Here is a 14,595-nt window from a genome sequence, read left to right on the forward strand (position 1 = left end):
GGTCGCAAGCTTCATAATCAGGTCGGAAAGGGATTGGCGCGTGCGCGTCCATGCCGATATTCCATCGTCATGCACCCGCCCTCAATTTCCAGATGGGGTATTCGGCTCGGAGCCTCATCTTTGGTGACGACGCCTGGCTGAGGTGCTGCGCTCGAGCTGATCATAAACGTGGTCTGTGAGGAACAGCCACAAGCATCAGGAAAGGATTGCAGCGCGAAACACTATGCCGGATTGGACTGCTCGGTGAAAGAGCCGGCGGTGTGCATCATCGATGAAGCAGGCAAGGTGTACCGGGCAATGAAAGTGGCAAGCCATCCCGTGGATTTGCGCGGGTGCTCGAGGATCCTGCTTGGGATTTTGAGCGGATCGGGCTTGAAGCCGGACCTTTATCCAATGGCTGTTCGAGCGTCTTGCCAAAGCTGGCTTGCCGGTGATCTGCATCGAGACCCGGCACATCAAGGCATTTCTCCAGGCCCAGCCGAACAAATCCGATCGCATCTATTCCTGCGGTGCCCAGATGGTGCGAAACGTCGGGCACTGCTGTCGGCACGCAAGCTGCTGCAGGACAGGGCGATTGCCATCGAGAAGGACATCCGCGGGATCTGCGCAATTTCGGGGCTCAAGGTGGGCATGGTCAGTGCCGCAAAATTCGAGCAACGCATCCACGAGCTCGCCGAAGGCCTGCCCGACCTGATCGAGCTCCTTGAGCCGCTGCTCGATGCACGAAGCAAGCTGCGCCAGCACTTTGCCGCCCTTCACCGAAACGTTCTGGTGCTCGCTCGGGAGGATGGGAGGTGCCGTCTGATGACGGTCCCAGGGGGTCGGGCCGGTCGCGGCGCTAGCCTACACCGCAACCATGGACATTGCGATCCGCTCCGCAGCTTCAAAGCTGTTGGCCCGGTCCTGGGCCTGACACCGATGCTTAGTGAGTCGGGCGAAAGCCGCCGGGTCGGCCGCATCTCGCTGTGCGGCGACGCCATGGTGCGCGCGCTGCTCTATGAAGCCGCGCAGGTCCTGCTGGCGCGCGTGTCCAAGTGGTCGTGACTAAAGGCTTGGTCGATAATATCGTCAAGCGGCGTGGCATGCGAAAAGCAATCGTCGTGCTTGCACGGCGGTTGGCGGTGATCATGCATCGCATGTGGAGCGACGGAATACAGTTCCGCTGGACCAGGAAGGAACTCATGCCGAACCAAACCTAGCCTGCCGCCGTGCTCGCGCTCGTAAAGGGCGCCAAGTCCCTACGCGATGGCGCTGTCGGGACCCACCCTTGACGACCACTGCGCAAGGCGGCCAGCCGCAGAAGGTCGGGACGTGAAGATGGCCGCAGGGTCGAACCGGAGAGGGGAATATTGATGAAGGAGGAAATGTAAAAGCCGGAAGGAGCCAGACGATAAGTTCCCACTTGCCGGTGGGACGATTGTCCCTCGCGGACAACAAATGAGGTGAGTTCGCAAACTTGCTTGTTCCGCTTCGGCAGGACGCTTTCCAGATTGCTCACCTCGTTCACTTGAATCCCATGGAGGGAGGGCCTGAGCGCCAATCCCGTAGAGAAGCAAAAGCCGCGAAAGAACATCAGATGCCGGCGAAGCGGAAAGCTCGCAAGCGCTCGACTTCAACACGCCGAGTAGAGAAGCAAGTTTAGGACTTCACCGGCGTGATCAACCAATCAATCGAGTCAACGGCACGCTGGATTATCGCTTCGGTCCGAGCGTGGCTGGGTGAAACGGCGATGATCTGTCCTATGCAGTCTCGGACATCACCTTTCCTAACGATCGGCGTCTTGGGTTCAACATACAATTCGACCTCGGCGACACCTGGTATAGCAGCCGCCTGACTGTGGCCGTCAATCCAATCGAGAGTGCCATCGCGATCAGGAACTAGGTACCGCGCGGCCGCAGTCTGCGAATGCCTTCTGCGCAAATTGCATTCGTCGCCGATGACAAGCTTGATGTGCTCGGAGATGAGATCGACACCGTAAGCCAGTTGAACCAATTGAGGCTCGGGCGCGCCAGCAAGACGCGGATTGACTTCAATGACGACTGGTCCAAGCTTCGTCCACCGGAATTCAATGTTCGTCGGACCCCACCCAAGGCCGAGAGCTCGCAAACAGCCTAGCGAAACATCGGTGACACGCTTATGCTCGTTATCGCTCAGCAGGGCCGGAAAGGTCATCGCTCGACAAACGAAATGCGGTGGGCGGCCCCAGTCACCGGCGCCAATCCCAATGACCTCATTTCCCATTGTCTCAGCGAAATAATACGGGCCTTGTGCGAATTCTTCGATCAGTATTCTCGGTGAAGACCGCCATGTGTGCTTCCCGCCCAGCAGATAGTCCGTATGTTCCGTTAACTCATCGACGTCGCGGCACAATCGGACACCCCTGCTGCCGCTGCCTACCGTTGGCTTTAGAATCACCGGAAGGCCGATTTCCGCAGCAGAGCTTTGTACGTCGGTTGCATTCGCTGCCAAGCGATAAGCAGGAATTGGAATGCCAGCCCCCGCGAGAAGCTGACGTTGAGTGAATTTGTCACTACACCGTTCAATCGATCTAGGGTTCGGTCCCGGTAGATCGAAATGCTGGCAGAGCTTGCCGACTGCCGCATAGACTGAGTCCAAGGCGCCCGTGATCCCAGCAATGTCATAGGTCGCACGTAGCTGAGAACATTCGCGAATCAAAGCATCGAGATTGTCTGTATCGACAAGGATAGTCTCGATCTCTTCCGCAGCAAGATAGCTGTACTGAGTTGGGTCGGCCGACAAGGTAATTGGATGAAGGCCAAGATGCTGGGCTGCTTGGACGTATGACAAACCATTTCCCCGATGACCTTCAACCAGGATAAGCGCTCTTCTTGCCATTGGCTGTTGCTCCGATATTGCATGCTGGTGCGCGGTCCAAGCGTAAATCGGCATCAGCTTTAAGCTGTCCCTGACCTCAGACTTTGCCGTTAATGTACTATTAGCGGAGGTGTGTGGTCGCAAAATTTCTGTGAATTGGTATGAAGGATCTGTTGCAACGTTGGTTGCCCCCCGGCGTAGCATGGAGCTTCTCGATCAATTTCCAAGGTTGGATGCTTCCGGGGAAGCCAGTTTGATGAGACGGCCGGTTCATCGTGAACGAGATGCTGAACGCGAGCTCAAAGGCGTTGGGCCAAGAGATTTGGTGGCCTATGCACCTGCCGCTGGCCACGCGGCACGTATGCCGCTTCCGGGATCACCTCGCCGATCGCCGCCACAAGGCCGGCATGGTCGTCGGACACGACCAGTTCGACGCCCCTGAGGGCTAAGTCCTTCCAGGCCGAGCGGCTTTCGCGATTGGCCATCTCGACGGCCAAGATTTGGCGCCGCCCATCCCAGTCGATGCCGACTGCGATCAGCACCGCCTGGCTCATGACGATGCCAGCTTCACGCACCTTCTCGTAGCGGGCATCGAGGATGAGGTAAGGCAAAAGGCTCTTGAAGCGGGCGTTCGGCAAACGCCTTCAAACTCTCGTCCAGGCGTTTGTTGATGGCCGAGATCGATGAGGCCGAGAAGGCATGGCCGCACAGCTCTTCGGTGATCGCCTTGACCTTGCGGGTCGAGACCCCTAGCACATACATCTCCGCAAGCGTCGCCACCAGGGCTCGCTCCGAACCTTGGCGCGCTCAAAGCACTCCTCGATCGCCCAACGCAGGCCGGCCACTGCCGCCAGCTCGGCCAAGGAGGAGCCGGGCGGGGCGAAGATCAGGTAGTAGGCTTCTTCTCCGGATGTCGATCGCTTGCGGCGGACGAGAAGCCAATGCTCGAAGCCGCCTTTTGACGTCCAAGGGCGGCGGATACGGGCCCAGTCGTAGAGCCGGGGCCCTTTGGCGCCTTCGCCTGCCGCATGACAGGCCCAGTCCTCGGGTGCGAGTTCGCCGGCCAGTTCCTCGGGCGAGGTTTCATCAAACCGACGATCCTCCCGGCGGCGCATGAAGTGAGCGCTTCGCACCGCCAAGACATAGGGCTGCTCGCGAGCTTCCAGCATCCGGCGAAGGCTACTGTCCGCCCCGTAGACAGCGTAGCCAAGAACGTAAGCGCATGGGACGCCGGCATCGAGCGCCGCCTCGACCATGGCGCGCCATCTTCGGCTTGGTCGCAAACTCGACCGTCTCCGGAAATGACGCCTTGGCACACCGCGTCCGATCCTTTGTCCAACTCTGCGGCAGATAAAGCCGACGATCGACCAGCGCTTGACCGTAGCGACTCGCGTAAGCCAAGACACGCCGATCTGGCTGTTCTCGATCCGCCCGCCGTTCCCGAGTACTGACGCGCAACACCGGCGGAACGATCGCCCTTCTTCACAAATCCCGTCTCGTCGACGATCAGGACGCCATCCGCATCGCCCAACGCCTCCACTACATAATCGCGAACCTCGTCTCGCAGCCGATCCGCGTCCCAGTGGCTGCGCCCGAACAGCGCTTGCACCCGATAAGGCCGCTCCGCTCCGGATTGCTCTCCCATCAGCCAGCCGGTCTTGCGCTCAATGCCGGAAAGAAGGCCGTCAAGGAAATCTGTGCCCGTCTCCCGCAGCTCACGACGAGGAAGCGCCCGCCCAACCCGCGCCTTCAGCGCCGAGAGCTCCTGTTCCCAGGCCAACAAAGACCCTGACCACGACGCGACAGACATGATTCCCTCCATAACCTCGCGAAGGGAATCACAAAATCAACTGATCAACAACTGTAGTATTAAAAAGCAGAATGTCTTTGACGGCAGCGCTGGTCGATTTACCTTCTGTCTTGGTCATGGTGGCGTTCCTTCGCGGGAATCAGGTGACGTGAACAATCACCAGCCTGCCATGACCGCCCTCTCTCAAGCGAATTGCAGAACTCTCAGCACACTACCGGCTCCACCGCATAGACTCGCCCAACGCATAACGGTCCGAGCCAGCAATCGCACCATCGGTGCCATAAGGCCGTCGGGACCTTTCTAAAACGGACCGGATGGCTGGCGGCAAACACCTTCACGCTGGCCGGGATCATGCCAGGCGGACCGCGCGAATAATCCTGGCCAAATGATCCTGGCCGACATCGGCGCCAGCCCGAATGCCACATCGCCTAACAGATCTCGACCGTTGAAGACGCCGGGTGGGTGACCCCGACAAAGCCAAGCCGATCCGCATCCCGCTGCGGCGTGACCGCACCGCTCTTGATCGCCTTGCGCCGCCAGCCGAACAGCTGCGAGGTCGCCAGTCCAGCCTGTCGCGCGATCGCCGACACATTCGCGCCCGGAGCCATAGGCGCAGACATACAAATTGACAGCGCAAGCTTCTCGGCTCCTTCCTGTCATCATTTCTCGCCCATTTCATGCCGCGCCAGATGGATTGGGCTGCGTTTACAGAACATGGCGTGCTCACCGGCTTCGTCAAAGCCGGCAATCGCACCATGCCCGAAATATTGGTCAACCTCACGTATTGCCAGCACAACGGCCTGTCTTGGGGGCATGCAACGACGGCGTCAGTTGATCGACGCGAACGTCAGCCGGCAGAGGGTGGTGATGTCATATATGGGCAATCGGATGATGTTGCGGATCGCGGGCGTGACTAACGGGAAGGCCGTGCATTCAAACAGGATCGCCGCGATTTTCGGATGCGCGGCGCGGAGTCGCGCGACGCAGGCGGCTACATCTATCTCAATATCGACGACGTCGGTCGGGAGTGGCGGACGCATCATCTCGTTTCTCCACAACTTGCCGCCTTCGATGCCGCCGATGACAACCCTTGCCCGATCGGTCGGATCGTCAACCCCGAGCAGGTCTTCGACCAAGCACGTCGAGTCGGCGGCCACGACGGCGATCTTGGCGGGCCGCGGCAACTGGCGGAGCAACATCGGTAACAGAAGCAGGCTTGATGTCGCCACGGGGACGTTCACCGACGCGGCCACCGCTGCCTGATGCCGGATAAAGAAGCCGCAGTTTGCGCTTATTGCCACAGCGCCTCGCTCGACTAGGCGCCGGGCGGCCGCGATGCAGGCCGACTCGAGCGTTGGATCTCCGCGGATGACGACATCCGCCCAAGCTCCCGCCACCGTTTCCGATATGATCGGGAAGTCGAAGGTGGCGGGATTCAGCATCGATCCGGGCTTCGGCTTGCGGGGCGGGGCGCCAGGCTGCAGCCCCCGTTCGAGGTTCAGAATTCCTAGAGAACGCGGGGTCTGCGATGACATGGATGCATCTCCTTCAAAAATTGCTCGAATGGGCGTCCAAATGCACCCACCAGCTGCATCTGCTGCGCAAACGATCGCAATCGCCGCGCACTCTTGGCCATGTTTGCGCGCTGCTAGTCATATGCCGATCCTTCGTGTTGCCGCTTGCATCGTCCAGACCTCAACAAAAGTGCTTCCCCGGGGGAAAGCGCGGATCCATCTAGCTCAGACCAATAGAAGGCGATTATCTCCTGCGAACCACAAGCCGTTTGCGTGGTTGCTACGGTCGCCGCATGTAGCCCATCCCTCGCGGAGCAATTCTTATGGGTCACCTGATCCGCAGCGTACCCATACTCCGATGCGTCTCTATCAGCAGATTGTTCCTATTCGCCAAGCATCGGAGATGGTGTGATGGACCAACGAATTGAATCGACGGCACGCTGGAGAATCGCCGCGGTCAGGGCAGGGCTGGGTGAGACGGCCATAACACGTCCGAGGCAGTCTCGGTCATCGCCTTTCCTAACGATCAGCGTCTTGGGTTCAACATATAATTTGACCTCGGCGACACCTGATATAGCAGCCGCCTGTCTGTTTCCATCTATCCAGTCGAGGGTGCCATCGTCATCAGGGACTAACATACGCGCAGCCGCAGTCTGCGAACGCCTCCTGCTCAAATTGCATTCGTCGCCGATGACAAGCTTGATGTGCTCGGAGATGAGATCGACACCGTAAGCCAGCTGAATCAGCTGAGGATCGGGCGCGCCAGCAAGACGCGGATTGACTTCAATGACGACTGGGCCAAGCTTCGTCCACCGGAGTTCGATGCACGTTGGCCCCCAGCCAAGGTCGAGAGCTCGCAAACAGTTCAGTGAAACAGCGGCGATACGTTTGTTCTCGTCCTCAGTCAGCAGGGCCGGAAAGGTCAACTCACGAAAGACGAAATGCGGCGGCGGACCGAAGCCAGCGGCGCTGATTCCAATGACCTCATTCCCCATTATCTCAGCGATATAATGGGGCCCCTGTGCGAACGCTTCGACCAGTATTCCTGGCGAGGACTGCCATTTACGTTGCTTTTGTGAAGACAGCCACATGTGCTTTCCGCCCAACAAATAGGTCATATGTTCGGTTACCTCGTCGACATTGCAGCACAAACGGACGCCGCTGCTGCCGATGCCAACGGATGGCTTAAGAATAACCGGGAGGCCGATCTTCACGGCGGAGCTTTCTGCGTCCGCCGCATCCACTGCCAAGCGAAATTCAGGTATTGGAACGCCGGCCTGCGCAAGGAGCTGACGTTGAACGAATTTGTCGCAGCATCGTTCAACCGATGCCGGGTTGGGTCCCGGTAAAGCGAAGTGCTGGCAGAGCTTCCCAACCGTCGCATAGAACGACTCCGTGGCAGTCGTAATACCAGCGATGTCATAGGTCACGCATAGTCGGGTACATTCACGGATCAGCGCATCGAGGCTGCCTGTGTCCACACGTATCGCCTCAAAGCTTCCCGCCGCAAGATAGTCGTACTGAGCTGGATCAGCGGACAGGGTAATTGTATAAAGACCAAGGCGCTGGGCCGCTTGAACGTATAGCGGACCATTACCCCTTGTGCCTTCAATCAGGATGAGCGTTCTTGTTGCCATTGGCTGTTTTCCCAACGTTGAGTGATGTGTGACGGTCCGAGCGAAACCCGTTGTTTCAGCCGTGCCTGGCTCAGACTGTAGGTCAACGTATTACCAGTCCCAGCCATTTGCAGTTGCAAAGAGTCTGCGAACGTTATTTGAAGAATTTGCTGCAACGTTTGGTCACGGCGGTGTGGCACGCGTCACGATCCGCTCTGCAATCGTGACGCTGTGTGCGGCGCTGTTAATCGAAAAGTGAGAAATCTTGAATGGTCGGTCGACAATCTAGATTTGAACGCGAAGACTTGTGCGCGGGGCGCTGATCACGGCGAGGAGCCGCGATGCCGGCTTCTGCACCGCACCATGTTCTGGCACGGCAACTACCGTGTGAGGCGGCCCCACGTGATTCGAAATCAGCGAAGAGAGGCAGTTCGTTCTCGATATTTACGTCGAGAGTCACAGTAAACTTTAGCCTCCGCAGAGATGAACCGCCGAATGGTCCGAGCCGGGTGTCGTGGCAGCGTCGAGCCACCAGAGTTGGCACTTCTGAAAACACGTCAACACACTATCTTTCGAGTCCGAGCTGGAAACCGGCTTGGGGAACCAGATCGAACGAAAGGTCGGGTTCTCGACCGGCTCGAACGTCGCCGGCAAAATTGGATCCCCATCTGCGCTGGCCACCCTGCCCATTTTCTCCGACCCCGACTAGAAGAGTTACCGAAAGGTGCTGCTGCGAACGCGATGCTTGAGGGACTTGAGGCTGCCCTCCGGTCACCAAACCTGCTAGCGAATGAAAGACATTGCCAACTTTCAGTGATTAGAAGGGGTGGAATGCAATGCCGCCTGGCATCGGGCTTACAACTGAACAGCCTTCAGCACATTCTCGGCGCGGCGTAACACAGGTGTGTCGATCATCTTTCCATCTAGAGCGACGGCTGCCGCACCGCTCTTGCGAGCAACTTCAGCGGCCTCGACGACGCGTCTCGCATACTCAAGCTGCTCGTCATCTGGCGCAAAGCCTTCATTCGCGACGTCCACCTGGCTAGGATGGATGCACAACGTCCCTTTTAATCCGGCATCATGCGATCGCCGGACGAAGGAGCGATACTTCTCGATGTCCCGAAACTCTGCGATTGTGCCCAAGAGGCCGAGCGGCCGAATTCCCCGAAGGGCCGCGGCTACGACAAGCCGATACTTCACCGCGATGACGGTTTCCGAGTTCGGATCGCACCCCAGCACTGCGGCGAGGTCCTCATCGCCGCATGCGATCGCTATCACACGCGGAGAGGATGCGATCTCTTCCAGCCGAGCTACGGCCTCGGCAGTTTCGATAAGAGGCAAGAGTTTTGTATGACCCCGCGATAGGCCCGACGCAGCTTCTAGTTCATCGAGAACCTCACTCAGCAGCGCCAGATGCCCCGCGCCGGCAGATTTCGCCACCACGATCGCTTTGACATGGCCACAGACGGCGGCCTCTATATCGCGGACGGCCAATGACAAGGGCCGGTTGATGCGCACAAGGACGTCTCGTGAGCCGGTGCGAACACTCCTGGCCATGCCTTGAACCGCAGAGCGCGCTTCCGCTTTGTGTTCCGTCAGAACAGCGTCTTCAAGATCGAGAACGATGGCATCGGCTCGAGAAGTGCGTGCTTTTTCCAGATAACGCGCGTTGTCTGCCGGAACGAAGAGAAGTGAGCGCCAATGGACATCCTCGGCTTGGTTCATGGCCACTGATTTCTCAAGTCCTTTGTTAAGCGGGATTGTCAATTTGCCTGTTGAGATCGTCAAACATATTTTGTTGTCGTCAACTATCTGGAGTCCAGATGGAAGCGCGATTCTTGAGGGGCGATCTAGATGACGACAGAGGCGGCCATGGAGCGATGCAGCATAGGCGAACGAGCCCGAGGCGCGGGCGAGGCGCAACCCGGATCTTGCAGAAGACGGCCGCCAAGTAGAGGAAGCGGATCTCAGTGTGGTCGCCGCGCACAAGCTGGGAGACTCTACGCCGACATGATCGCCACGTTTCTCGAGCACCTCGAGAACGGAAAATCCAACTCTGCTGCCACGCAACTGCAGCTGAGCCGCGTGAGGCAGTTCTTGTCCTACCTAATGTTGGGCTGCGGGTGACCAGCACGCGAAAATACCCAACGCACGCACAGCCGGATCACGGATTGGTCGCCTTGACAGCCCTTCGAAGTTCGCAGCCGACCGTTCGAAATTCGTCGAGAGCTCTTTGCCTCAACTCATCATTGCAACAGTAGCAAGAGAGCCAATCAAATCCACCGGATCGGTAATGGGCGGCGCCAGCATTTTTGCCATCTGAATTTCAGATAAATCAATCGCGAAACTATATTTGACCAGCGCCGGACTCGGGATGGATTGTAGGTACTGGTTCAGGCCGAAATCTTGCCCCTGCACTCCTGTTGGAGAACGGCTACCTCCGGTGCATCGAGCTCTGATTAACAATTCAAAATCGCGCTGTGCGTGCCAATGCCTTCTGCCCGACAGCAGGCAAAGGGTGAGAGGATAGCTGCAAATGAAGCTAAGTGAATACGTCGAGCACGATGCCACCGGTTTGGCCTCTCTCTCACGCGCCGGCGAAGTGACGCCTCTCGAATTAACGGAGCTAGCTCGCGAGGCTTATGATGAGGTTAATCCGCGCGTCAACGCTGTCATCGAGTTTTACGAAGATGCTGAAAATGTTGCCGGCGCGGACGGTGGGCCCTTCCATGGCGTGCCTTTCTTGCGCAAGGATATCGGGGCCACCGAAGCTGGCCGCCTCCAGGAAAAGGGAAGCCGGCTGTTCAAAGGCTTTCGTCCCCAGATCGACAGCTATTTTTTTCGTCGAGCCCGAGCCGGAGGTCTCCGGTGTGTCGGAAGAACAACAACGCCCGAGCTTGGGTCTACGGTCATGACCGAATCCAGTCTCAATGGCATCACCCGCAATCCATGGGATTTGGCACGCTCTGCGGGAGGCTCTTCAGGAGGAGCGGCAGCGGCGGTGGCCGCCGGCATTACTCCTATTGCCCATGGCAGCGACGGCGGCGGTTCAACTCGCATCCCGGCTTCGTGGTGCGGTCTTGTCGGGCTGAACCCTTCCCGCGGACGCATTTCCGGCGGCCCGGACCGTCAGGACGCAGGGTCCGGCCTAGTTCGGGAGTTTGTATTATGTCGGACAGTGCGTGATATGGCCGCCGCGCTGGACGTCTTTTCCGGTCCCCATCCCGGTGATCCCTTTATCATTGTCCAGCCGAACCGTCCTTATGTGGAGGAGCTCTCACAGCCCACCGGTCGTCTTCGGGTCGGGGTCGCGAGAACGAGTTGGGGGCGCGTTAACCTCGATCACGAGGTGCTGCACGCTGTTGAGGGGGCGGCAACGCTTCTGCAGGAGATGGGGCACATGGTAACAGACATCGACCCGCCATATGAGCCCGTCGATTACAGCAAACTTTATCTCGTCCCAACGACCGCGAGTTCGCTCGAAATAGCGGCGCGGGCCATGGAGCGCACTATCACTGCGGACACCTTGGAGCCGGTCAGTCTTAAACGTTATAAATTTAGCCGCAGTTTACCTCCTTCCCGAGCGGTGGACTTACAAGAGGTGCTCCGCAGAATGCGTTTCCGTGTGGGCGAGGCGATCCATGCCTTCGACATTCTGCTGACGCCCACAATGCCAATCGTGGCCGTGCCGCATGGCGGCATCTATTCTGCGACAAACCCGGCGGTCTCCGCAGAGGAATATGTGGAAGCGGATACGGCGATATGTCAGTACACTGGCGTATTCAACGTCACCGGACAACCTGCGGTGTCGTTGCCTTTGGCGCAAAGCGCCAGCGGGCTGCCGATCGGTCTTCAGATCGTCGGCCGGTTTGGCGACGAGGCCACACTGGTCCGTGTTGCACGTGATCTGGAGGAGGCAAGACCCTGGAGCGTCCGGCGACCAAAGGTTCGAGCAGGGTAGCTGACGATCCCCCTCCACAGTTTCCAATCTGAATGCTAGCAATGTTCGTGACCAACGCGATGTTGTCGCATAAGTTCTCCATCAAGCAACAAAATCACTTCTCTGCACGGCTAATCGCGGGCTTGTGCCCGTAGATGTCCGGTCTTGGTACTTCCGCGGCTAAGTCGAACACCCATGGCCTGGGCGAGACCTTCGGCTTATCCGGAGCCGCTCGTCCACGGGGTGCAGATGTCAAAGACTCCGAGTAGGGCCCCTTAGGCAGATAATCGAAGGGCCGCAGCACCGGTTACCTACTTCAATCTCGATTCGCGATGAACGGACCCTCGTATCTGTATTGGACTTTGTCGGTTGCATTCATACAGTTCGCGCTGTCGCCGCACCGTAACGCTCGGCAAAGCAATGGCAAGCCTCGACCTGTCAGCGCTGGTCTCTCCAGTTTTTGCCAGTCGAAAACTCTTTTGGGTGATTGAATGCGCGTTCTAAATTTTTCCGAAGCTGAGTACAGGTCGCGACTGGACCGCGTAAAGAAGCGTATGGCGGAAGTTGGTCTAGATGTACTTGTCGTCACGGAGCCAGCGAACTTATATTATCTAAGTGGATACGACGCTTGGTCATTTTATACTGTTCAGGCATTAATCGTGTTCCAAGATGTTGAGTTGCCCCTGTGGATTGGGAGACTGGTTGACTCGGCAACCGCGCATGTCACGACCTACCTCCCAGCCGACCGCATAATCCCGTATCCCGATGTCTATGTTCAAGCTGCGGATCGGCACGCGTCACAGTTCATTGCCGAAATGATACTGCAGGAATCGCCAAGCGCGAATGTAGTGGGAGTTGAGATGGGTGCCTACTACTACACGGCTCGAGACCACGCGGAGTTTGTGAAGGCAATGCCCAACGTTCACTTCAAGGACGCCGAACTTCTTGTGAACTGGGTGCGGTTTGTGAAGAGCGGCGAAGAAGTCGCATATATGCGACAAGCAGGCGAGATCACCGAGCGCATGATGGCTCGCGCTGTTGAAGTCGCCGCTCCCGGTGTAAGAGAGTGCGACGTGGCGGCAGCCATCTACCACGCACAAATGTCGGGAACCGAGTCTTTCGGTGGGCTTCCCGCGACTAGCCCGCCTCATATGGGGTTCGGCGCACGAGCTCGTGAAGCTCACCCGATTTTCAGTGATCGCCCTATTGACCCCAACTCTGTTGCAAATATCGAAATTTCCGGCTGCCGGCTACGCTACCATGCTCCGATGAGCCGCACGATTTACTTTGGTGAACCGCCTCAAAGTTACCGTGATTTGGCGTCCCACGTCATTGAAGGCATCGACGCATCCCTTGATGTGGTGCGGCCGGGAGCGACATGCGAAGAGATCGAACTGGCATGGCGGAAGACTATGAGCGCTCACGGCATCGAGAAAGAGAACCGGTTGGGATATTCGATAGGAGTCGCCTATACGCCGACCTGGGGCGAGCGTACGGCAAGTATTCGTCGAGGAGATCACACAGTTCTTCAGCCCGGGGTGGCACTCCACTTGATGGCCGGCCTTTGGCTCAAAGACACAGGCATCACGATCACCCAGTCGTTTGTTGTTACTAACGGTGGTTATGAGGCGCTTACCAGAACCGCTCGTGAGCTGATTGTTAAGGACTGAATGATGCGAGACGAGATACTGCATGACGTCTCAGAGAGCTTCTCAGAGACGTATTTCGAAGCGCGCGAGAAGTTCCTGAAGCTCGCTGATTCAGCCAAGTCAGCCAGATCATATAAATCGCCAGCCCGGGGACCCGGAGGCGAGGAACTGTTCACTGACGTCGCTTGGTTTGGCGATCCAGAAGCACATCATCTCGGCATATTGATCTCGGCCACTCACGGCGTCGAGGGCTACTGCGGCTCCGCTGGACAGGTGGACTGGACGCGGAGGGGCATTGCGGACTCGCTGACGCCGGGCCAAGCGATGCTGATGATACATGCACTCAACCCTTACGGGTTTGCATGGAATCGCCGCGTGACGGAGGAGGGCTGCGATCTAAATCGAAACTTCGTAGACTTTTCGCAACCTGTTCCAGCCAATCCCGGTTACGACGCACTTGCAGATTACCTGGTCCCGGCAGAAGTCGAGGGGCCGGTGTTCGAGGCTTCCGAGAGGGCTATTGAGGAATTCCGCAAGGAAAGAGGCGAAGTCGCGTTTCAAACAGCGAGGAAGGCTGGCCAGTACAGCCACCCCAATGGTGTGTTCTTTGGAGGGTTCGGTCCCAGCCATTCTCGTTTAATGCTAGAGAATATTGCCGAGGACTTTGATCTGAAGTCACGAGATCGGGTAGTGATTGTTGACACACATACGGGTCTTGGCCCCTTCGGCTACGGAGAGCTTCAGACTGAGCAGCCCTCTGGCTTGGCTGGATATGAGCGTGCGTTGGCAATGTTCGGTCGATCGGTCACTTCGCCGGATCTCGGGACGTCGTCGTCAGTGCCGATACGTGGCTGTATTGATGAATTTTGGCAGCGGCTGCTTGGTGAACGGCACGTGTATGTGGCGCTTGAATTCGGCACGTTTGATCCTGAGAACGGTCGACGTGTCCTGCGAGAGGACCACTGGTTGGCAAAAAATTCAGATGTAGACCCCAAACTCGCAGGAGCTATCCGCCTACGTCTTCGCGAACACTACGATCCGAGATCAGCGGACTGGCGGGAAATGATCATTTGGCGCAGCCGCCAGGTGCATCGCCAAATGTTTGAGTGGCCTGCACAGTTTTGAAGGTTGGCGCGTTATCGAGCGACGTCATGCACGTGAGGCATGATAGTGGCGCGAGGGAGGGCGATTGGTGTGTGTACCTAGCTTGCGCGCCAAAGGCACTGCCACA

The 14,595-nt window shown here is 57.9% G+C and carries 12 protein-coding genes and 2 pseudogenes; 4 read left to right on the top strand and 10 right to left on the bottom strand.

The annotated features are described in order from the left end of the window. Positions 1-243: 243 nt before the first annotated feature. Positions 244-1,044, top strand: a complete 801-nt coding sequence (locus EJ066_RS12475) for a transposase (RefSeq protein WP_126038122.1) — start codon at positions 244-246, stop codon at positions 1,042-1,044. A 594-nt stretch (positions 1,045-1,638) separates the two neighbouring features. On the opposite strand, the gene EJ066_RS12480 is transcribed toward EJ066_RS12475, so the two are convergent. From EJ066_RS12480 to EJ066_RS12515, 10 genes and pseudogenes are all read right to left on the bottom strand, one after another. Then, on the bottom strand, positions 1,639-2,856 hold the full coding sequence (locus tag EJ066_RS12480; protein ID WP_126038125.1) for an acetyl-CoA carboxylase biotin carboxylase subunit family protein: 1,218 nt from the start codon (positions 2,854-2,856) through the stop codon (positions 1,639-1,641). A 338-nt stretch (positions 2,857-3,194) separates the two neighbouring features. Beyond that, positions 3,195-3,630 (bottom strand): annotated as a pseudogene (locus EJ066_RS12485) (transposase); the annotation flags it as partial. Next, positions 3,585-4,091 carry a hypothetical protein gene (locus EJ066_RS12490; RefSeq protein ID WP_245455129.1) on the bottom strand — a complete coding sequence of 169 codons (507 nt, stop codon included), beginning with the start codon at positions 4,089-4,091 and terminating at the stop codon, positions 3,585-3,587. The gene EJ066_RS12490 and the pseudogene EJ066_RS12485, both read right to left, overlap by 46 nt. Then, complete coding sequence (locus tag EJ066_RS32390) at positions 4,015-4,296, bottom strand: transposase (RefSeq protein ID WP_281015655.1); 282 nt, start codon at positions 4,294-4,296, stop codon at positions 4,015-4,017. Before EJ066_RS32390 ends, EJ066_RS12490 begins: the two co-directional genes overlap by 77 nt. Positions 4,297-4,318: 22 nt before the next feature. Further along, positions 4,319-4,657: pseudogene (locus tag EJ066_RS32395) on the bottom strand (transposase); the annotation flags it as partial. Between the two features lie 416 nt (positions 4,658-5,073). Beyond that, on the bottom strand, positions 5,074-5,265 hold the full coding sequence (locus tag EJ066_RS32560; protein WP_126038132.1) for a transposase: 192 nt from the start codon (positions 5,263-5,265) through the stop codon (positions 5,074-5,076). A gap of 207 nt (positions 5,266-5,472) precedes the next feature. Further along, the gene (locus EJ066_RS31310) at positions 5,473-6,180 is read right to left on the bottom strand and encodes a hypothetical protein (RefSeq protein WP_189350317.1); all 708 of its coding nucleotides are present in this window, start codon (positions 6,178-6,180) and stop codon (positions 5,473-5,475) included. A gap of 362 nt (positions 6,181-6,542) precedes the next feature. Next, complete coding sequence (locus tag EJ066_RS12505) at positions 6,543-7,796, bottom strand: acetyl-CoA carboxylase biotin carboxylase subunit family protein (RefSeq protein ID WP_126038134.1); 1,254 nt, start codon at positions 7,794-7,796, stop codon at positions 6,543-6,545. A gap of 834 nt (positions 7,797-8,630) precedes the next feature. After that, positions 8,631-9,500: a CoA ester lyase gene (locus EJ066_RS12510; RefSeq protein ID WP_126038137.1), complete on the bottom strand. Its 870-nt coding sequence runs from the start codon at positions 9,498-9,500 to the stop codon at positions 8,631-8,633. Positions 9,501-10,013: 513 nt separating this feature from the next. Next, a complete protein-coding gene (locus EJ066_RS12515) occupies positions 10,014-10,193 on the bottom strand; it encodes a hypothetical protein (protein ID WP_126038139.1) in 180 nt (59 codons plus the stop codon). A 118-nt stretch (positions 10,194-10,311) separates the two neighbouring features. On the opposite strand from EJ066_RS12515, the gene EJ066_RS12520 reads away from it, so the two are divergent. From EJ066_RS12520 to EJ066_RS12530, 3 genes are all read left to right on the top strand, one after another. Then, positions 10,312-11,736 (top strand): amidase, encoded by a 1,425-nt coding sequence (locus EJ066_RS12520; protein WP_126038142.1) that lies wholly within the window; start codon positions 10,312-10,314, stop codon positions 11,734-11,736. A 533-nt stretch (positions 11,737-12,269) separates the two neighbouring features. Beyond that, complete coding sequence (locus EJ066_RS12525; protein ID WP_245455199.1) at positions 12,270-13,385, top strand: Xaa-Pro peptidase family protein; 1,116 nt, start codon at positions 12,270-12,272, stop codon at positions 13,383-13,385. Beyond that, positions 13,386-14,489 (top strand): M14 family metallopeptidase, encoded by a 1,104-nt coding sequence (locus EJ066_RS12530; protein ID WP_189350315.1) that lies wholly within the window; start codon positions 13,386-13,388, stop codon positions 14,487-14,489. Positions 14,490-14,595: the final 106 nt, after the last annotated feature.

The organism is Mesorhizobium sp. M9A.F.Ca.ET.002.03.1.2 (assembly GCF_003952365.1).
Lineage (GTDB): Bacteria > Pseudomonadota > Alphaproteobacteria > Rhizobiales > Rhizobiaceae > Mesorhizobium.